Origin of the sequence: Pseudomonas putida (assembly GCF_003228315.1) — a bacterium.
GTDB classification, from domain to species: Bacteria; Pseudomonadota; Gammaproteobacteria; order Pseudomonadales; family Pseudomonadaceae; genus Aquipseudomonas; species Aquipseudomonas putida_S.
Map to the genome: position 1 here is coordinate 1,465,003 of NZ_CP029693.1, position 19,802 is coordinate 1,484,804.

Genomic DNA, 19,802 nt, shown 5'->3' on the forward strand with positions numbered 1-19,802 from the left:
GTATCGGCAACGCATGGGCGGTAACAAAATACACAGCAACAGGTTGACACTATCAACCATATACTCGTAAATTTAGTTCACCATGTCAACCATGTTCCGTTACCACCTCAGGGGTCCCAATGAGAGACGTCACTCTGTGTGAATGCTTCGCCCGCGACGGTCTGCAGCACGAACCGGACTTTCTGCCTACGCCCACAAAGCGCCGTTTGGTGGAGCGATTCACCGAAATCGGCTTTCAAAGGGTCGAGGCGACTTCCTACTCCAATCCTGCCGTAATTCCGCAATTTGCCGACGCCAGCGCTCTGTTGGCGACCCTGCAGCGGCGGGCCGACGTGTTCTACAAAGCGACCTGCGCCAACGTACGAGCCGTCGAGCGAGCTGTCGACGACCTTTCTGCCGGGCATGGCGCCAACGAAATCAGCTTGCTGGTGTCCGCATCCGAGTCGCATTCGCTGAGAAACCTCAAGCGCAGCCGAGAAGATCAATGGCTGAATATTCAGCAGATGGCCGATAAGGCCCTCAATCAATTCCGCTTGATCGGTACTGTTTCCGTGGCTTTTGGTTGTCCGTTCGAGGGTCGCGTCAGCGAGGCCAGTGTGCTGGCGGATGTGGAGCAGTTTGCCAGGCACGGTGTGAAGTTCGTCACCCTTGGCGATACCACCGGCGTCGCAACGCCGCAGAGCGTCAAGCGGCTGTTCAGTGCCGTGCTGGCGACATTTCCCGAGATCACTCCAATCGCTCATTTCCACGATACCCGCGCGACCGGGCTCGTGAATTACGTCGCTGCCCTCGAAGCCGGGGTTACCTGGTACGACTGCGCCTTCGGTGGTGTCGGCGGCCATCCGGCCAAGGTCAAGTATGGCGGCGGACACACCGGTAACGTCAGTACCGAAGACTGGGTCAACCTGCTGGAGTCGATGGGTGTACGCACCGGTATAGACCTGGACCGCCTGCTCGATGTCGCCGCTGAATGCGAAGCCGCGCTTGGCCGCGAGCTCCACAGCCGGGTCCTGCGCAGTGGGTTGAATCCACTGTTGTCCGCCACTGCTTCCCAAGCCACATCATCCAGCGAAGAGGTGTAAAAATGCTCAGTCTCAATGCCCTTGCACGACAGACCCGATTGATCTGTGGAGTACTGATGCTTTCAACGCAAGTCTTTGCCAGCGACAAATTGCTGCTGGTTGAACGGGATGATTTGATGAGAGGCCCGGCGAACGAAATCCTGATTGGCCAGCAGATTTGGGAGATGCACAAAACCGCTTCGTCACTCACCACTCTGGTCCAGCTCGATCAGCAAACGCCGGTCGTCAGACATGACATCGGCGAGCGCACGCTGATCGTTTTGCAGGGCACCGTGCTGTTCCATTTCGCCGACCGGGAAGTCACCGCGACAGCTGGCGATTACGTGGCGATTCCTCCCGGCCAGGCCTACCAGATGACCCCGCAAAACCAGGAGAAAGTCCTGCTACTGGGTTTTGATGTGCCTACCATCGACATGACAAAGGCCACCGCTGCAGATTTCTCGACAAACAGTTCCGGCCCCACTCCCGTCGTCAAGAAACAACAATCAGTGATGACCAGTCCTCCCGGCTGGAATGATCCAAGTGACCGAGGCTGGACGCTGATAAAAACGCCGGAGAAGCGCGTGAATCTTGTAGAAATGTTCTCCGAGTTGAAAAACCATAGCCATCCTGACGCCGATCATTCGCTGATCCTTCTCAGTGGCAGTGCACGGGTCGTGACCCCGACTGAGGACCGCATCCTGAAAACTGGCGATTACGTTTCCATCCCGCAGAATGTTCCACACAAGTATTACGTCGAGGGTCAGCAATCGGCACTGTTCATCAGCTTCGATGCACCGGCGTACGATTCGGCCAAAACCATCTACTTGGAATGACACTTCTGCATCCGTAAAGAACAACGAAAAAACGCATGGACCTCTGTCCATGCGTTTTTGTTTGGCAACTGAATTTGTGCCGTCTCGCCAAGAATGACTCAGACAGCGGAAAAGCAGTTGTCCACGAATAGCTGGGCACCACTGACAAATGACGCCTCGTCGCTGGCTAAAAACAGTGCGGCGCGGGCCACTTCTTCGGGCTCGCACAGACGGCCCTGTTGCTGACTGATCGCCTCCTCGCTGGCGTCCACGCCCATGGCCTGCAAGTCGCGCATTTCCCGCTCGCCATGAGGGGTGCGGATAAACCCCGGTGCTACCGCGTTGCAGCGAATACCCCTGTCACGAAACTCGACGGCAATGGCGCGTGCGAACATCTGGCAGGCGCCTTTGCTGGCGTTGTACACGACCTCCCCCGGGGTCGCGTACTGCGCAGAGATCGAAGAGGTGCAAACGATGCTACCCGAGCCCTTGGCAAGCATTTGTGGAAGCACCGCCTGAGTCACCAGGTACATGCTCTTGACGTTAACCGCCAAAAGCCAGTCCCACTCATGCTCCTGCACGTCCAGAAAGGGTTTCACGATCAACGTGCCGGCGTGATTGAACAGCACATCCGCCGGGCCGAATTCAGCCAGCCCACGCGCGACGGCCTCACGCACCTGGACGGCCTGCGAAACATCGGCCCCCACCCCAAGTGCTTGACCGCCATCGGCAATGATCTGTGTCGCGAGTTTGACGGCGGCATCGCCATTCAAATCGATAATGACCACCCTGGCCCCTTCGGCCGCGAACAGCCGGCTTGCGGCAGCGCCGCAACCACCCGCGCCTCCGGTAATGACGGCCACTTTCCCGGCCAGACGGCCCTTGCCTTCCAACTGCTTGACTTTGCTCATTGCGGGTTTCCTTCACGACCGCCACTCATGGCGAATGCTTCTTCAGGGGACGGCACCTGGCGATGACGGCGGTAGGAAGCAAAACAGGCAAGCTCGATAAGGCACCACCGAATTGATTCAATGTAGCTGACGACGCTCCAGGCGCTTGATGTATTGCATCGCCACCAGAAGCAGGATCGACAGGACAATCATCAAAGTCGATACCGCGGCCACGGTCGGATCGATCTGATCGCGGATATTGGCGAACATCCGCCGGGGCAGCGTGGAGCTCTCGCCGCCGACGATGAACAGCGCAATCACCACCTCATCAAATGACGCGATGAAGGCAAACAGCGCACCGGAACAGATCGATAGTCGCAGCTGCGGCAGCGTCACCGTCAGAAAGGCCCAGGGACGCGAAGCACCCAGGCTGCGTGCGGCCATTTCCTGATTCATGTCGAACCCCTGCAGGCCATTACCCACCGCGATCAGCACAAAAGGTATCGCCAGAACACTATGTGCCAGCACCAGGCCGGTGATGGAATTGTTCAGACCGGTACGCGAGTAGACAAAAAATACACCCACCGCTACCAGAATGATCGGCACCAGCATCGGCAGCATCATCAGGCTATTGACGAGCTTTGCCGCGCCACCACGCACCTGCGAAAGACCATAGGCTGCCAGCGTCCCCAACACAGTGGCGATACAGGTCGACATGACCGCCACTTTCACCGTGACCCAGGTCGCCATCATCCACTCCGGCGATCCCAGGTAAGCCTCGTACCAACGCAGGCTCCACTCCCGCGGAGGAAACTCCAGGTACTGCGAGGCAGAAAATGACATTGGGATCACAATCAGGCACGGAATGATCAGGAACAACAGGATCAATCCGACCAGGGCGTACAACCAGAGCCGATGCGCATGGGTAATCTGCGTCGGTGTCACCGCTTGATTGAGCTTGAACATCAGCTGTTCCTCCCTTGTTCGTTGAGACCGAACAGTTTGCGCATGCCCCAGAGGATCAACACCGTGGCGACCAGCAAGGCCACACCCAGTGCACTCGCGGCACCCCAGTTACCGTAGAGCGCGATCGTGTCGCTGATTTTCATCGACCACATCGACACCTTGCCGCCACCTAACAAGGCCGGCGTCAGGTAGAAGCCCAGGCAAATCACGAAGACCAGCGTGATACCCGAGGCCAGGCCAGGCAGCGACAATCGCAGGAAGACCTGACGAAACGCCTGGGCCGGTGTGGCGCCACAATTGGCCGCTGCCGACATCAACAACGGATCAATGTTTTTCATCTTGTCGTAGAGCGGCAGCACCATGAACGGCAACATGACGTGGACCATGCCGACAACGGTTCCGAAGAAGTTGTTCACCAGCGCCAGTGGTTCATGGATCAGGCCCAGGTCGAGCAACCAGTTATTGATGATCCCCTGGCGCTGTAACAACACCAGCCAGGCGTAGGTACGAACCAGAATCGAAGTCCAGAACGGCAGCAGTACAAAGGCCATGCAAATCTGGCTGGCGCGTTCGGGCAATTGCGACAGCAGGTACGCCAGTGGATACCCCAGCAGCACGCAAATCAGCGTGACGCAGAACGCCATCTGGAAGGTGATGATGAAGCTGCTCAGGTACACAGGTCTAAGCAAACGCAGGTAGTTGTCCAGGGTCAGCGCTCCGCTGCTGTCGAAGGCCGACAACCAGAACAGCCACCCCAAGGGCACCGCCAACACCACGAACACCAGAATGAAACCCGGTAACGTCAAGGAAAGCAGAGCCCAGCGTTCCTTGAGCTCGGCCATCGCCAGGCGATGAACCATCGGGTCTTCGCCACCGATGGCCGCATTGCCGGTGCGAGCGGAAAGACTGACTTGTTTCATGGGTGCAACCCTCTGGAGCTTTTGACGAGGGGGAAGATCGGCATTCATGCGCTCTCCGTCACCAGCAAAGTGTCCTCGGCATGCAGCCAAAGCTGAACCGCCGCACCGGGGGTCGGAACAGCGACATCACGAAAACCCTTTTGGTGACGAGCCGTGAGTTCGCTACCGTCAGACAACACCAGACCGACGTGATAGCTGTCGCCCTGATAGACCACATCACGGGCTACCGCATCAATCCGGTTCATCGCGCTGGCGTCCGTCGGAGCCTGCCATTGCAAGCGCTCAGGACGCACCATGAGCACGCGCCGCTGCGAGTGTTTAAGCGCCGTTCCCACTGGCAACTTCAGCGCCCGCCCCTGGAACAAAACGGCATCACCACCCTCCTCCACCGGGAAAAAACAGCTTTCGCCAATGAAGCCCGCCACAAAGCGATCCTGCGGTCGCTCGTAGAGTGCGTCCGGGGTATCCAGCTGCGCCAGTTTGCCCTTGTTCAACACCGCAATGCGGTGGGACAGCGTCAATGCTTCCTTCTGATCATGAGTGACATAAATCGTGGTCATCCCCAATCGGGCATGCAGGCGCTTGAGCTCAAGTTGCATGTGCTCGCGCAGGTTCTTGTCGAGCGCTGAAAGCGGCTCGTCCATCAGCATGATTTTCGGCTCGAACACCATGGCCCTGGCCAGTGCAACACGCTGGCGCTGGCCGCCCGAAAGCTGATGAATGCCGCGCTCACCGAGATGGTCCATCTGCACCATTTCCAGGGAGGCTTTGACACGACGGGTTCGCTCCGCACCGCTGACCTTGCGCAGGCGCAATGGGTAAGCGACGTTTTCTGCAACGGTCATGTGCGGGAACAGTGCATAGTTCTGAAACACCATGCCGATGTCGCGTTTGTGCGGCGGACAATTCAGAAACTCTACGCCATCGACCTTGATGCTTCCCGAGTCGGGGCGAATGAAACCCGCCAACACATTGAGCAAGGTCGTCTTCCCCGACCCCGAAGGGCCGAGAAGGGTAAGAAATTCACCGGGATTAACGTCCAGGGAAACATGGTCGATCGCGGTAAATGATCCGTAACCTTTATAGACATCCCGAATCGCAATATTGCCTTGCATAACTCCGACCTCCACAAAAACACCGATTACCGTGCGATCAACTCTTTGTAGTCTTCTTGAACATCAGTGACATGGTCGCCCCACCAGCGAGGGTCCATCAGCGCCTGCTTGGCTCTGTTGTCGGGCGACATGTTGGAGCTGTTCAGTGCGTCGGCCGGAACACCAGGTTGATCGAAAGCCAGGCTATTTGTCGGGCCGTAGTAACCCATCATGGTCGGGATCCGGGCCTGAATCGGCGCGGAGACGGAATTGGCGATCAACTTCTGTGCACCCGGCACATTCCCGGCGCCTTTGAGGATGGCCATGCAGCCATAACCGAGCAGGCCGTCTTCATAGGTATAGGCCACCGGTGCCTTGTCTTTCACCACAGAATCGACACGACTGCTCCAGATCGCGATCAGATCGACTTCGCCATCCTTGATCAGCTGCGCGGATTGAGCACCGGAGGTCCACCAGACAGCGACGTAAGGTTTTATCTTTTCCAGCGAGGCGAGGCCCCGCTTGATATCCAGCGGGTAGAGTTGGTCACGCGGCACGCCATCGGCCAGCAAGGCCACTTCAAGCATTTCATCCGGTGCGACGGAAAGCGCACGACGACCTGGAAACTTCTTCACGTCCCAAAACTCTTTCCAGTTCTTCGGGCCAACCTTGAATTTGTCGGTGCGCCAGCCCATGACCACTGAATAGCTGTTGGTGGCGATCCAGTTCTTGTCACGCGCCAGTTCAGGTATGCCTTTGGCATCGATCACGGAGTAGTCCAGGGGTTCGAGCATCCCCTGCTTGGACAAGGCCGCACAGTCATTGGCGCCGATATGAATGGCATCCCAGGCGGGTTTGCCAGATTGCACTTGCAGTCGTACAGCCGGTTGTCCGTCATGGGACTCAGTCAGCAACTTCAATCCAGCCTTCTCTGCCGCTGGCTTCCACAGCGTTGCAATCAATGCATCCTGCAAACCACCACCATAGCCTGCGACGGTCACAGTAGACGGATCGGCCGCCCACACCTGCGGAGCGATCAACGCCGCGCCCGCAACTGCCAACACATGCCGCCTTACTGCTGAAAACTTCAGGGTGTCGAACATTTTCCATCTCCTGTTTCTAGCGCCCGCTGAGCGCTGACTTGTTATTAGGCAGAGATAAAGATCAAACCTTAGCGCAGCTTTTCATCAGCTCGACCGTGTCTCCGGTCGTTGTTCACCTTCCGTTTGAAGCATCAGAAGATAGTTGACAACATGAACCACATGATTCACATTGTCAACCATATTGAAGCCACCCCATAGACAACAATTGCACCCACGACGCAAGTCGCATCACCCGAATGGAGTACCGCCATGTCACGCTCATTACACGCCAGCGACATCGCTTTTCACATCCACAGCCAGACCAACCTGGCCAACCACGAAAAGGTCGGTCCGACCGTTATGGTCCGTGGAGAGGGCATCTACACCTGGGATGACCAAGGCAAGCAGTATCTGGACGCCATGTCGGGCATGTGGAGTGCCGCGCTGGGTTATAGCGAGACGCGCCTGGAAGAAGCCGCGTTGCGGCAAATGAAGCAATTGCCCTATCACCAGAACTTTGCGCACCGCTCGACCGAACCGGCGATCCAGTTGGCAGAACGCTTGATCTCGCTGGCGCCGGTGCCAATGTCCAAAGTGTTGTTTGCTTGTTCAGGTTCCGAAGCCAACGACACGGCGATCAAACTGGTCTGGTACTACTGGAGCGCCATTGGCCAGCCACAACGCCGCAAGATCATCAGCCGCAATCGCGCTTATCACGGCACGACCATTGCCAGTGCCAGCCTCACCGGCCTTGCACACTTGCACCAGGATTTCGGCCTGCCGCTGCCCGGTTTCCTGCATGTCACCTGCCCGCATTATTACCGCGAGGGATTGCCGGGCGAGAGCGAAGAGGCCTTCTCCACTCGCCTCGCCGCTGAGCTTGAAACGCTGATCGAGCGCGAAGGTGCCGACACCATTGGCGCATTTTTCGCCGAACCGCTCATGGGCACCGGAGGCGTGATCACCCCGCCAGCCGGCTATTTCGAAAAAATCCAGCAGGTGCTCAAGCGCCACAACATCTTGCTGGTCGCCGACGAAGTCATCTGTGGCTTCGGTCGTACCGGCAATTGGTGGGGCTCGCAAACCTTCGGCCTGCAGCCAGACATGATTACCTGCGCCAAGGCACTCTCGGCGTCCTATCTGCCCATTTCCGCATTGCTGATTTCCGAGCCGGTGTATCAGGCGATGAAAAGCCAGAGCGAGAAGATCGGCGTCTTCGGTCACGGCTTTACCTATGGCGGCCATCCGGTCCCCGCGGCGGTTGCACTGGAATGTTTGAATATCTACGAAGAGCGCCAACTCCCGGCGCACGCCCAACAGGTCGGTGCGCGCCTGGGGGCCGGCCTGCGCAAACTGGCCGACCATCCACTGGTGGGCGAAGTACGCGGTGCCGGCTTGATGTGGGGTGTCGAGGTGGTGGCCGACAAAGCCAGCAAGGCCGCGTTCCCGAAAGAGTGGAAAGTTGGCTTGAGCGTGTCGCAGCAAACCGAAGCCAATGGGGTGACAGCCCGTTCGCTGAACGACAGCGTGGTTTTCGCACCACCGTTGATCATCAACGACGCGGAAGTCGACCTGGTGCTTGAAGCCTTCTCCAAAGGCCTGGATGCGAGCTTGGCGCTGCTGCGCCAGCAATCGCGTTTCAACGGTTGAGCTCAGGTCTGCACTCCCGAACAATGAGAGGCTAATTCCTTTCCCCAGATAGCCTTTGGTGCCTTATGAAAAAAACCACAGCAGTCGCCGCTCGAGAACCTGAAATCACTACGGATATGCGCGACCTGTTCTCTGTTCAGCTGCAGCGTCTGGCCGGCCTGTCGAGTCGTATCGCAGCGATGACCATTCCTCAGCATTTCGCCATTACGGTACTTGAGTGGCGGACTCTGGCGATTCTCGATTACCTCGGCCAGGCGCCGCTGGTTCAAGTCGCGAAGCATGCCAGCGTGTTGAAAAGCCAGATGAGCAGGATCGTCACCAACCTGACCAAACGAGAATTGATCGAGCGCCAACCCAACCCTGAGGACGGGCGTAGCGCGCTGCTCTGCCTGAGTGCGGAAGGCAAGGAGATGGTCCACCGGATCCTCGATGACTCTAACGAGCGGAACGAACGCATGCTGAGCGGTCTGTCGGCCAACGAGCTCAAGCAACTGCGTGAATTGATGCAGCGCGTCTACAACAACAGCCTCGAGTACTACGGCGAACTCAAGAAAAACAATCCGTACAACCTGAGTCCGGAGAATGATGATGAGGAATGAAGCATGTCGATCGACACCCGTCTGACCCGGTTACTCGGCATCCGCTACCCGATCATTCAGGCAGGCATGAGTTGGGCATCCAGTTGCGCCGCCCTGCCCGCCGCCGTGTCCAATGCCGGTGGCCTGGGCGTGATCGCTGCAGGACCGATGCGACTGGCCGACCTTGCCCAGACGCTCCGTCAGGTGCGTGAGCTGACCGACAAACCCTTCGCCGTGAACATCCCGCTGTACCGCAAGGGCGCCGACGAAGTACTGGACTTGCTGGTGACCGAACAAGTACCGGTCATCATTGCCAGTCAAGGTTCGCCAAAAGCTCACTTGCAACGGTTCAAGGACTACGGTGCGACCTGGCTTCACGTCGTCGCATTTGTCGAACATGCACGCAAGGCCGCTGCGGCCGGGGTCGATGGGCTGGTCGTCGTTGGCAGTGAAGCCGGGGGACATCCACCGGCCAATGAAGTGAGCACGCTGGTCAACGTGCGGCGCGTGTTGCAGGAAGTCGACTGCCCCCTCGTGGCAGGCGGCGGAGTCGCCGATGGTTATGGCATTGCCGCGCTGCTCGCCCTGGGCGCGGACGCCGTGCAGTTAGGCACACGCTTCATGCTGTCGGAGGAAGCATTCCTGCATCCCGCCTACAAGCAAAAAGTACTCGACGCCGACATCGACGACACCGTCCTGGTCGGTCGCGGCGCACTGCCGGTGCGCAGCGTGCGCAATGCCTTTACCGAACGCGTTGAACAGGCCGAGCGCGACGGCATGCCACAGGCTGCCCCCGACGCCTATGCCTCATTGCTGGCCTCGGCCAGTTTGAAACAAGCCTCATTCGACGGCGATGTCAGCAACGGCAAAGTCGAAGCCGGACAAAGTGCCGGGCTTATCCATCAACTGCTGCCCGCCGCAGCAATCATGCAATCACTCGTCGAAGAACTCGAACAGGCCCTCGCCCGCCTGCGCGCCATGCAGCCCTGACAGGAGCACTTTATATGACCGAACATCAGGTCGTTTTGCGTGAAACCCGGGATGGCGTACAGACGCTGACGCTAAACCGCCCGGACAAACTCAATGCCTTGAACTTCGCACTTACCGAGGGATTGGTCCAGGCCCTGAAGGATGCCGATGCCGACCCGTCTGTTCGAGTGGTGATCGTCACCGGTGCCGGCCGTGGTTTCTGTGCGGGGGCCGACACCCGAGAGTTCGAGGTGCTGACCCCGGACAATCAATCGCTGGTGGAACGTCGCGCTGCGCTGACCACCGAACTGCAAGGGCTGGTCAAGCAGATGAGTAAACCGGTGATTGCTGCCGTCAATGGTTACGCCATGGGTGGCGGTAGCGGACTCGTATTGTCTTGCGATCTGGCGCTGGCTGGCGAGAGTGCGCGGTTCGGTTATCCAGAGGTCAAGCATGGGATCGTCGCCGCCATTGTCATGGCCGGGCTGGTTGAACATGTCGGGCGCAAGGCCGCTTTCGATCTGGTCGCCACCGGTCGCACCCTGGATGCTCATGAAGCTCGACAACTGGGCATGATCAACCGGGTTGTGGCCGACGCCGACCTGCTTGGTGAGGCGCTAGCGTTGGCTCAGCAGATCGCCGGCCATCCGCTGCAGGCAATGCAGGCCACCAAAAGCATCTTCCACCGGGTCACCGAATTGCCCTTCAGCGAAGGCCTGAAGATCGGTCAGCAATTGAATGCCCAGATGCGTGCCTTTCGCCAAACGGAGTCGCCAGCATGAAGCCCCTGGAAGGTGTAACGGTTGTGGAGCTGGCGCGCGTCCTGGCCTGCCCCTTTGCCGGGATGATTCTCGCTGAACTTGGTGCCCGGGTGATCAAGGTCGAACAGCCGGTCGACGGCGACGAGACCCGAGGCTATGAGCCTTTTGTGCGTCCGGCCGACGACAACGTTGATTACCTCGACGAGGATGCCCAGGCCGAAGCCTTGGGACGTGAACGCAGCGCCTATTTTTATGCTTTCAATCGCAGTAAGGAATCGATCACGGTCAATCTGCGCACAGTCGAAGGCCAGGAAATAGTCCGCAAGCTGGCCGGCGAAGCCGACGTGGTCCTGGAGAATTTCCCGGTCGGGACACTCAAGCGATACGGCCTGGACTGGCCAGTGCTCAAGGCGCTCAACCCACGCCTGCTTTACGTCTCCTGCACCGGGTTTGGCCAGACTGGCCCTTATGCCAGCCGCAAAGGCTACGACACCGTATTCCAGGCCATGAGCGGAATCATGAGCCTCACCGGAGAGAAAGATGGCGGCCCGGTAAAACCAGGGATACCGGTTTCGGACCTTAGCTCCGGGCTATGGATCGCGCTGGGTATTGTCTCCATGCTCCAGGGCAGGAAAAAAGAAGGCACGGGCGCCTACCTCGACTTTTCCATGCTTGACGGACAAATCAGTCTGCTGGCCTTGGCTGCTGCCCGCTATTTTGCCCTGGACGAAGTGCCCGAGCGCCTGGGTACCGAGCACCCCGGCCGTGTTCCGTCTGCCAGTTTCCGATGTGCCGATGGCGGTTATGTGCACATCACCGGGGCCGATCAGCACTGGCATCCGCTTTGCGCCCTGCTTGGCCTGGAATCATTGGGATCTGATCCGCGCTTGCAGCACAACAGTGGCCGTGTACTGCACCGCGACGAAGTGATGGCGACCTTGACGGACGCCATCGCCTTGCTAACTCGCGATCAACTCTGCGCTGCCTGCGACGCAGCGGGTGTTCCCGCCGGCCCACTGAAAACGCTTGACGAGGTAGTGGTCGACCCGCACTTGCGCGCACGCGGCGTGTTTGCCGACTTCGAGCATCCAGAGAGCGGGCTCTTCCCGGCCATCCAGCTGCCGTTTCAGTTCAATGGTTACGACAACCCCACGGCGAACCGCCCGCCTCTGCTGGGCGAACACACTGACAAAGTGCTGTTGGACCTTGGCTACAACTCGCAAGACATCGACGCCTTGCACCGTTGCGGAGCAGTATAAAAATGACTCAGCCCGATCAAACCTCAGTTGCCAGCCTCACGGTGGCGCAAAACATCGCCACCCTGACCCTCAATCGTCCGCAGGCACGCAATGCCCTGAACACGCAACTGTGCCTTGAACTGCACCTGGCTATCCGGGAAGTCAGCAAGCGTAGCGATATTCATGTGCTGCTGGTGCGCGCCAATGGACCAGTGTTTTGTGCCGGTGCCGATCTCAAAGAGCGCAAGGACATGGATGAAGACCAGATCCGCGCTCGACGCATCAAGGCCTTCGCCCTGTATGCCGCCCTGGAGGACCTGACGATACCGGTGATTGCGCTAGTCCAGGGCCCGGCGGTGGGCTCCGGCTGCGAAATTGCCAGTGCCTGTGACTTCATCGTCGCCAGTGACCAGGCCAGCTTCCGCTACCCGGAGGCTCGCTGGGGCACCGTCGGCGCCACACAACGGCTGCCACGCATCGTTGGCAGGCGAATCGCAAAAGAACTGATGTTCACCGGGCGTGAAGTCAGTGCCGAGGAAGCCAGATCCATCGGTCTGGTCAATCAGGTGCTACCTCACGCTGAGTTCGACAACTATGTCGACAGCCTGGCACGGGAGATCGCCTCGGCCCCCACGCACGCCATCCGCAGCGCCAAACGCACCATCGACAAGGGCGCCGATGACAGTCGCTTTGGCGCCCTGGCCCACGAGATCCTCGCCATCGAGGACAACCTGACTGAAGGCACCTGGCGTGCCGGCATGACATCTTTCGTCTGAGGATTCCCCATGACTGTATCGACTTCCCCGCTGCCCGGTCCCCTTTGGACAGTATTGAGTGACATTGCCCGGCACCACCCGGACAACGACGCCTTGATTGCCGAAGACGGCCGTCTGAGTTATCGCCAGTTACTTGATCAGGTAGACAACGCGGCTCGCGCCATGCTCGGGCTGGGCCTGCAACGAGGCGAGCATGTGGGCCTGCTGATGGGTAACTCCGTGCAATGGGCGGTGCTCTGGTACGCAGCAGCTTCGCTCGGTCTGGTCTGCGTACCGTTCAACACGCGCTTTCGCAGTGAGGAGCTCAGCTACGGCCTGGGTCACGAAGATGTTCGGGTACTGTTCTGCGTCGATACTTTCCTCGACAAGATTGACTTCGTCGGCATGCTCGGGGATGTCGAACCGGCGATACACACCACGCTGCCGGGGAACAATCTACCGCTGCTAAGGCATTTGGTGGTTTTTGGCCAACGAGTACCACAAGCAGGACTGAGCGAGGCCGCCTTCCTTCAACTCGGTACCGATGTCCAGCCCATTGAATTGACCGCCGCACGCTCACGAGTCGAGCCCGACGATACGTTGTTGATCCAGTTCACCTCGGGAACCACCGCTTTTCCAAAAGGGGTCATGCTCAGCCATGCCTCGATGCTCGGGATTGCCAAGTGTGTGGCCGTTCGCATGGGCGTGCACTCGGAAGATCGCTATTTCAGTCCACGACCGTTCTATCATGTGGCCGGCAGCACCATGTCATTGCTGGTCGCACTGGTTCATGGCGCCACGCTGGTCACCGCCGCGACATTCGACCCGGCTCAGGCGCTGGCGATCATGGAACGCGAGCGGTGCACTTTGACCTCAGGCAATGACACCATGTTTCTGATGATGCTGGCCGAGCCCGGTTTCAACACCCATCGCTTGTACCTTCGCGGCGGCTGGGCGGCCGCCAGTCCGCAGATCCTCCATGACGTCGTCGAGAAGATGGGCGCGAAGGACATTTGCAATGCGTACGGACTCTCGGAAGCCTCACCGAACCTGGTCTTCTCCGATTACCGCGAATCGCTCGATTTGCGGCTCAATGGTTCCATGACCACCCATGCCGGACTGGATATTCAGGTTTGCGATCCCACCAGCGGTCAGCCTATGCCTGCGGGCCAACCGGGTGAAATCTGCGCGCGCGGCTGGAGCCTGATGAAGGGCTACTACAAGCTTCCCGAACAGACAGCGTCCACCTTGCGCGAAGGCTGGCTGCATACCGGAGACCTCGGAACACTGTCTGCGGACGGCCGCCTGCAGTTTATCGGTCGACTCAAGGATATGTTCCGCGTCGGTGGCGAGAATGTTTCGCCGCTGGAAGTCGAACAGGTGCTGCTCAAACACCCTGCTATCGAACTGGCCCAAGTGATTGGCGTTCCAGACCCGCGACTGGGAGAAGTCCCCGCGGCCTATGTCACCCTCAAGCAGGGAACCGTCGCCAGCAGCGAAGACTTGATCGCTTTCTGCAAGGCACGCTGCGCCAATTTCAAGGTGCCGCGCTATCTATCCATTGTTGAAGACTTCGAAAGCATCGGTATGACCGGATCGAGCAAGATCCAGAAAAACCGCTTACGCGACTTTGCCATTCACCAACTTGGGCTCGCGTGAATACTGCGGGCTGAGCGGTAACCTGAAAAGTGTTACCAATTGAACAGCTTCAATGTTAATGGCCTGGCCCGCCCGCTAAAGGGTAATCGGGGATCGTGCCAGGCAGTCCACAACCCAAACCGGTCAGGCGTGACAGGCAGAAAACGCCCCAGGTTGTGAAAAAAATCGCGGGCACTCTTGAGGACTGCATTGCTACGTAAAATTTGTCGCGTTCATTGATCAGCAGACCAACGCGATTTTCGTCTCGATCCTGACAGTCAAACCTGCTCCTAGACCACATTGTGTGTCCGGGGTCGAGCGGCCAATTGCGAGCGAGGCGTCAAGATGGCCAAGGCGGCCGCCACGATGAAGAGCGCCGGCACGTCACCTGCCAAGTGCCCCAATTGTTCCGGCTGGGTGTCCGCCTGGACGGCCATGATTCCTCCGTGTATGGCGCTAGACCATACGGTGAACCAGATCAGGCTCAGATTGGCTAATGGATCACGTGCGGCCAGGATCAAGAAGACGCCAAGTGTGGCGTAGATGCCAACAATCATCATCGGATAATCCGAGTGACCGACGTGCCAGGCCCAGCCGGACGGCCACAACAACATAAGTGGGTAGAGAGCAAGGCACACGAGGCCAGACAAAACCAGGACGACGCGCAAATACCTGAGGCGATCGACTACGGTCATGGCGGACTCCTCTTTGGCTAATTCTAAATAGACCCCAAGTGGGGTAATAACGCCTTCACTGGCTTGGTGAATAACGTTCCTTGTTCAGCCGTCCATCCCTAACCAGGTCGGGTATTGTGTCAGTCGGGTGACCGCTGTAGGGGCTTATACACCATGGACGGGAAGCTCAATCAACTCCGGCAGTAGACCAAGGAGACCTACTCACTGAAGATACATAACTTCATAACTAGCTGTTTTTAAGGATTTTTTACGTACCAAATAAAACATCAGTGGACGTCAATGAACATCAAAACAGAAGACATCGCCTCCGCCATCTTCATACGACAAAGCCCTGATTATTCAGGGCTTTGTCGTTTCTGGCATCTGTAAAAACCCCAGCCCTTGCACTCGATCCCGAGTGCGCCATCAGGCGGCAGCACACCACGCCACCTAGAAGACTTTGCCGATGTCGCCGCTACCTTTCACAGCCAGCGCCGGTCCCTGGTAAAGCCAATCGCCAGCCAACGGTTGGGGCCTTCACTACCGATCGCCGCCGCGATTTCCGCGCGTACCCCGTCCAGTTCACTGACCGGCCAGTGGTTCATCGACACCGGCAAGAGGATATGGATCTCGACAAACAGGCCCCGTCCGACTCTGCTGACGCAGTGGGAAAAGCTCTCGAAACCGTAGCGCTGGCTCATCCCGGCCATCAGCCCGGCGATTTCACTGTCCAGCGTCGTCGGGGTGATGCGCAGGATTTGCTTGGCCGCTTTCCACACCGTACGGCATGGCGCCGGAATCAGTACCAGGGTCAACAACGTCAGGATCAGCGGATCGATATAAGGCGTCAGTGCCTCATATTGACTGCCCTGCAACAAATAGCCCGTGCTGAACGCGAGCAGCAGAGCCAGGCTGATGGCGGTCGACATCAGCCAGCTGTGCAGATCAATCTGGATCAGCTCGGAACGCAGGCGCCGATTGCAACGACGCAAGTAGCCGTACATCAGCCCGGAGCCCGACGCCGTCACCCACGCATAGACAATCACCTCGTCAAAGGCCAGCACCTGCCCGCCACGCATCAACCCGTCTACCGAGTTGATGAGCGCATAGACACAAAGGCTGACCAGCACGCTGCCATAGAGCGCCAGCACCATCGGCTCGATATGCCAGTAACCGCGCTGGAATCTCCGCCCGGGCTGTTTGAGCAACAGGCGGGAAACCAGCAGGGAAAGCCCGGCCATACAAGAGTCGATGGCATTGAACAGACCGTCGAACACAATCGACTGCGAGCCCGCGAACAGGCCGAAGGCGATCCCCGTGCCTGCCAGCAGCACGGTGGCCACGATCGTTACCTGCAAAGCCCTCTGTTCAGTGGCCATTTCTACTCACTCCTATTACAGCTAACGGCGTGGCCGTTTACAGGTCGAGGGTCAAGGTGGGGGTCAGTGCACGCGAGACGCAAAGCATCATCACGTTGCCGCGCGCGCGTTCGCCCTCGGTCAGCAGCGAGTCGCGGTGATCCGGCGTACCGTCCAGCACCCGGGTCTCGCACATGCCGCAGATTCCCTGTTCACAGGAGGACGCGACCTGATGCCCGGCTGCACGCAGAGCGCCCATGATCGAGCAGTCGGATGGCACGTCGACCTCGGCGCCACTGCGCGCCAGGATCACCTTCAAGGTTTCCCCCGAGGCTGCTCCAGGTGCAGGAGCCACCGGCGCGAAACGTTCCAGGTGCAAGCGCTCGCTCAGACCGGCTTCGGCGAAGCGCGCGCTCAAGGCATCGAGCAACACCGCCGGGCCACAGCTATAAATGTCCTGCCCGGCAGCGGCAGCGGCGACAATCGCATCCAGGTCGAGCAGGCCGACCTCGTCGGCCGGCAGGATCTCCACCCTGCCCTGCCCCAGCGCCTGCAGCTCCTGGACAAAGGCCATCGAACGCCGCGAGCGACCGCCGTACAGCAGCTGCCACTGCGCGCCGGCACGTTGCGCCGCCCGAGCCATGGACAGGATCGGCGTGATACCGATCCCGCCAGCCACAAACAGGTACGACTGATCCGGTTGCAAGGCAAAGGCATTGCGCGGGCCACGAATGGCCAGCGTCTGGCCCACACGCAAGCGCCCATGGACTTCCTGCGAACCGCCGCGCCCCTTGCATTCCAGCAGCACGCCAATACGCAGGCGCTGGCGATCCAGAGGATCGCCGCACAGCGAGTACTGACGCACCAGGCCGGAGGGCAACAACAGATCGATATGCGCGCCCGGTGTCCATTCGGGAAATACCGAACCGTCAGTGGCCTGCAATTCGAGAGACATCACCCCTTCGGCCTCCAGCCGCATGCAGGTGATCTGTACCTCGAATTGCGCTCCCATGGCACTCACGACGACACCTTTTGCTCGCCAACCAGGCGTATCGGCAGTTCGTGAGCGCGCTCGATGAACTCGCGGAAAGCGCGACGATAATTGAGGGTGTACAAGTCCGAAGGCACCGAGTGCTCGACAACCGTCGCGTCCCAATCAATTTCCCGTGGACTGATAGTGGCGGCCACCGGCAGATCCTCCAAGTACAGCAGCTCTTCGACACGCAGGCACTCCTGCAAATCGCCGCCCTTGTAATCACGGTCGTTGGCCACGCCCCAGAAAATCTTCACGTGCTCATAGGTTTCCGGGCACGGGAAACCCGCGACCACACGCTTGCCCAGTCGCTCGTAGTCGTAGTTGATGGCGACCAGCCCCGGCGCCACGATGTGGTAGCCCATCATGCAGTCACCGTCATTGGCCCACTCGCCTTCGCAGGATTGCAGGGGCCGATCCATCCATACGTCCAGGCCTTCGCGGCGCACTTTGAGTGGCTCAACGACAGGGTTCACATGGCCCATCATGCCGCGATGGATATAGGCGAAATGCGCGACGTCGCCGAAGTTCTCGATGGCCACGGCCACGCCCGTTGGCGAGTCCAGCGGTTCGGCGGCCAGCCACTCCAGGTTCATCTCGCGCCATTCGGGCAGGTCATAGAGTTCGAACAGCGGCTCTTCCAGGGACGTCCAGACATGCCCGTAACGCTCTTCACACGCATAAGTGTGGACGGCGGCCCCATTAGGGATTTTGCACTGGTCTTCCAGCGAGGGAATATGGCTGCACTTGCCGGTGTGCCCGGAGTACTGCCAGCCGTGATACGGACAGGCAATGCTCTCGCCATGCACTTCACCCAGGGACAGGTCGGCGCCCCGATGCGGGCAGCGCGCCGCTTGCACCACAGCCTTGCCGGACTCGGTGCGATACACCACCAGCTTCTCGCCAAGCAGAGTCGCCGACTGTGGCTTTTCAAGATCCATCGAACGGGCGACCGGGAACCATTGGCGGCGCATGGCCTGTTCCGCGCGTTGACGTTGGGTAAGTTGCGTAGTCATGGGTGTGTCCTCACAGGATTTCTTGTTATTCAGATGCCAACCAGCAGCGCGCCGCCGTTCACCGGCAGCACCTGGCCGGCAATAAACGCCGCCTCGTCGCTGGCCAGGAACGCGACGGCAGCGGCGATTTCTTCCGGATGCACCAGGCGCCCCAGGGGAATGTTGGCTTTCTCGGGTTCGATGTATTCGTCCGGCACCATGCGGGTGAGGATGGCGCCAGGGGTGATGGCATTGACCAGGATGCCCTCGCCGACGAACTCCTTGGACAGGGTCTTCATCAGGCCGAGCTGGGCAGCCTTGCTGACCATGTAGGCGTAGGAGTGACCGTCCGGCACCTGGCCCCATTGCGAGTTGATGAAGATCACCCGCGGCGCGCGGCTCTGGCGCAGGTACGGCAGCGCTGCGCGGGTCAGATACAACGGCGCGTGCACATTGATGGCCAACAGGCGATCGAAGTTGGCGTCGTCGGTCTGCTCAAGGCCGGTCATCGAGTAAATCAGCCCGGCGTTATGCACCAGGATGTCGAGGCCGCCCAGTTGCTCGGCGACCTGTGCCACGCAACGCTCGGCCAGGGCACGGTCGGTGATGTCGACGCCCAGGGCGATGGCGCGACCACCCTCCTCGACGATATCCGCAGCGGTGGCGCGAGCAACGTCTTCGTCGATATCGACGATCGCCACCGCCGCACCACGGGCAGCCAGCAGGCGCGCATGGGCACGGCCGGCACCACGGCCGGCGCCAGTGATCAGGGCGACCCGACCACTGAGCTTGTGCGCCTCGGGCGACAGGTTCAGCACCGACTCGGGAGCCTCACCGGCCAGCCTCTTCTGAGAATGGGACATGGTTGTGCTCCTGAATCAGACGGTCTTGTGCGGCTGGGTGATGTAGAACATGTTGCCGTCCGGGTCGAACATTGGACGGTAGCGGTAGTGGGTGCCGTTGGGGTGCTGCCACTCGATGGGCTTGGCCGTCACCCACTGCACCTTGCCGTCGAGGCAGGCGATGGCTTCGTCAAGGTTCTCTACCTCAAAGGCGAAGGAGTCGAAACCCGGCTTGTCCTCCAGGTTCACCGCCGTGCGGCGCTCGACCGGCGTGGTATCGGTGGTGTGGAACAGGTACAGGGTGACGTTGCCCATTTCGATGGCGGCCCAACGCTCTTCGGCCACGTAGGGCAGGAAGAAGCCCAGGCCGAGGGTGCCGTGGTAGAAGTCCACCAGGCGCTGCACGTCGTTGGTGAGGATGTCCATGTTGTCGAGGCGTTTGAGCTTGAGCATGAGGTGTGTCCTTTTTGTTTTATGGAATGA

General features: G+C 59.4%; 20 protein-coding genes. 9 read left to right on the top strand and 11 right to left on the bottom strand.

Annotated elements, in window-relative coordinates; all coding sequences use genetic code 11:
• The first annotated feature begins 119 nt into the window (after positions 1 to 119).
• Both DKY63_RS06530 and DKY63_RS06535 read left to right on the top strand, forming a co-directional pair.
• A complete protein-coding gene (locus tag DKY63_RS06530) occupies positions 120 to 1,082 on the top strand; it encodes a hydroxymethylglutaryl-CoA lyase (RefSeq protein WP_110963349.1) in 963 nt (320 codons plus the stop codon).
• 2 nt (positions 1,083 to 1,084) lie between these two features.
• Positions 1,085 to 1,897, top strand: coding sequence for a cupin domain-containing protein (locus DKY63_RS06535; protein WP_162634877.1), 813 nt, complete (start codon positions 1,085 to 1,087; stop codon positions 1,895 to 1,897).
• Positions 1,898 to 1,995: 98 nt separating this feature from the next.
• On the opposite strand, the gene DKY63_RS06540 is transcribed toward DKY63_RS06535, so the two are convergent.
• The 5 genes from DKY63_RS06540 to DKY63_RS06560 form a co-directional block, all read right to left on the bottom strand.
• Positions 1,996 to 2,787: an SDR family NAD(P)-dependent oxidoreductase gene (locus tag DKY63_RS06540; RefSeq protein ID WP_110963351.1), complete on the bottom strand. Its 792-nt coding sequence runs from the start codon at positions 2,785 to 2,787 to the stop codon at positions 1,996 to 1,998.
• Positions 2,788 to 2,904: 117 nt separating this feature from the next.
• Positions 2,905 to 3,732: an ABC transporter permease gene (locus DKY63_RS06545; protein ID WP_110963352.1), complete on the bottom strand. Its 828-nt coding sequence runs from the start codon at positions 3,730 to 3,732 to the stop codon at positions 2,905 to 2,907.
• On the bottom strand, positions 3,732 to 4,652 hold the full coding sequence (locus tag DKY63_RS06550) for an ABC transporter permease (protein ID WP_110963353.1): 921 nt from the start codon (positions 4,650 to 4,652) through the stop codon (positions 3,732 to 3,734). Before DKY63_RS06550 ends, DKY63_RS06545 begins: the two co-directional genes overlap by 1 nt.
• A gap of 44 nt (positions 4,653 to 4,696) precedes the next feature.
• A complete protein-coding gene (locus DKY63_RS06555; protein WP_110963354.1) occupies positions 4,697 to 5,767 on the bottom strand; it encodes an ABC transporter ATP-binding protein in 1,071 nt (356 codons plus the stop codon).
• Between the two features lie 26 nt (positions 5,768 to 5,793).
• The gene (locus tag DKY63_RS06560) at positions 5,794 to 6,849 is read right to left on the bottom strand and encodes an ABC transporter substrate-binding protein (RefSeq protein WP_110963355.1); all 1,056 of its coding nucleotides are present in this window, start codon (positions 6,847 to 6,849) and stop codon (positions 5,794 to 5,796) included.
• 249 nt (positions 6,850 to 7,098) lie between these two features.
• Between DKY63_RS06560 and DKY63_RS06565 the strand changes: the two genes are divergently transcribed.
• The 7 genes from DKY63_RS06565 to DKY63_RS06595 all read left to right on the top strand — a co-directional run bounded on the left by DKY63_RS06565 (position 7,099) and on the right by DKY63_RS06595 (position 14,438).
• Positions 7,099 to 8,478, top strand: a complete 1,380-nt coding sequence (locus DKY63_RS06565; RefSeq protein ID WP_110963356.1) for an aspartate aminotransferase family protein — start codon at positions 7,099 to 7,101, stop codon at positions 8,476 to 8,478.
• A gap of 65 nt (positions 8,479 to 8,543) precedes the next feature.
• Positions 8,544 to 9,077 (top strand): MarR family winged helix-turn-helix transcriptional regulator, encoded by a 534-nt coding sequence (locus tag DKY63_RS06570; RefSeq protein WP_110963357.1) that lies wholly within the window; start codon positions 8,544 to 8,546, stop codon positions 9,075 to 9,077.
• A 3-nt stretch (positions 9,078 to 9,080) separates the two neighbouring features.
• Positions 9,081 to 10,046, top strand: coding sequence for an NAD(P)H-dependent flavin oxidoreductase (locus DKY63_RS06575; RefSeq protein ID WP_110963358.1), 966 nt, complete (start codon positions 9,081 to 9,083; stop codon positions 10,044 to 10,046).
• A 14-nt stretch (positions 10,047 to 10,060) separates the two neighbouring features.
• Positions 10,061 to 10,807, top strand: coding sequence for an enoyl-CoA hydratase/isomerase family protein (locus DKY63_RS06580; RefSeq protein WP_110963359.1), 747 nt, complete (start codon positions 10,061 to 10,063; stop codon positions 10,805 to 10,807).
• Entirely contained in the window at positions 10,804 to 12,045 is a 1,242-nt protein-coding gene (locus tag DKY63_RS06585; protein WP_110963360.1) for a CaiB/BaiF CoA transferase family protein, read from the top strand. Before DKY63_RS06580 ends, DKY63_RS06585 begins: the two co-directional genes overlap by 4 nt.
• A gap of 2 nt (positions 12,046 to 12,047) precedes the next feature.
• Entirely contained in the window at positions 12,048 to 12,800 is a 753-nt protein-coding gene (locus DKY63_RS06590) for an enoyl-CoA hydratase/isomerase family protein (RefSeq protein WP_110963361.1), read from the top strand.
• Positions 12,801 to 12,809: 9 nt separating this feature from the next.
• The gene (locus DKY63_RS06595; protein ID WP_110963362.1) at positions 12,810 to 14,438 is read left to right on the top strand and encodes an AMP-binding protein; all 1,629 of its coding nucleotides are present in this window, start codon (positions 12,810 to 12,812) and stop codon (positions 14,436 to 14,438) included.
• 269 nt (positions 14,439 to 14,707) lie between these two features.
• On the opposite strand, the gene DKY63_RS06600 is transcribed toward DKY63_RS06595, so the two are convergent.
• From DKY63_RS06600 to DKY63_RS32365, 6 genes are all read right to left on the bottom strand, one after another.
• A complete protein-coding gene (locus tag DKY63_RS06600) occupies positions 14,708 to 15,112 on the bottom strand; it encodes a DUF6632 domain-containing protein (protein ID WP_110963363.1) in 405 nt (134 codons plus the stop codon).
• Positions 15,113 to 15,573: 461 nt separating this feature from the next.
• Positions 15,574 to 16,470 carry a cation diffusion facilitator family transporter gene (locus DKY63_RS06605; RefSeq protein WP_110963364.1) on the bottom strand — a complete coding sequence of 299 codons (897 nt, stop codon included), beginning with the start codon at positions 16,468 to 16,470 and terminating at the stop codon, positions 15,574 to 15,576.
• 37 nt (positions 16,471 to 16,507) lie between these two features.
• Positions 16,508 to 17,461 (bottom strand): PDR/VanB family oxidoreductase, encoded by a 954-nt coding sequence (locus tag DKY63_RS06610; RefSeq protein ID WP_239499400.1) that lies wholly within the window; start codon positions 17,459 to 17,461, stop codon positions 16,508 to 16,510.
• A 5-nt stretch (positions 17,462 to 17,466) separates the two neighbouring features.
• The gene (locus DKY63_RS06615) at positions 17,467 to 18,498 is read right to left on the bottom strand and encodes a Rieske 2Fe-2S domain-containing protein (RefSeq protein ID WP_110963365.1); all 1,032 of its coding nucleotides are present in this window, start codon (positions 18,496 to 18,498) and stop codon (positions 17,467 to 17,469) included.
• Positions 18,499 to 18,527: 29 nt separating this feature from the next.
• Positions 18,528 to 19,340 carry an SDR family NAD(P)-dependent oxidoreductase gene (locus tag DKY63_RS06620; RefSeq protein ID WP_110963366.1) on the bottom strand — a complete coding sequence of 271 codons (813 nt, stop codon included), beginning with the start codon at positions 19,338 to 19,340 and terminating at the stop codon, positions 18,528 to 18,530.
• Between the two features lie 15 nt (positions 19,341 to 19,355).
• Positions 19,356 to 19,772: a VOC family protein gene (locus DKY63_RS32365; RefSeq protein WP_204354304.1), complete on the bottom strand. Its 417-nt coding sequence runs from the start codon at positions 19,770 to 19,772 to the stop codon at positions 19,356 to 19,358.
• Between the last annotated feature and the right edge of the window lie 30 nt (positions 19,773 to 19,802).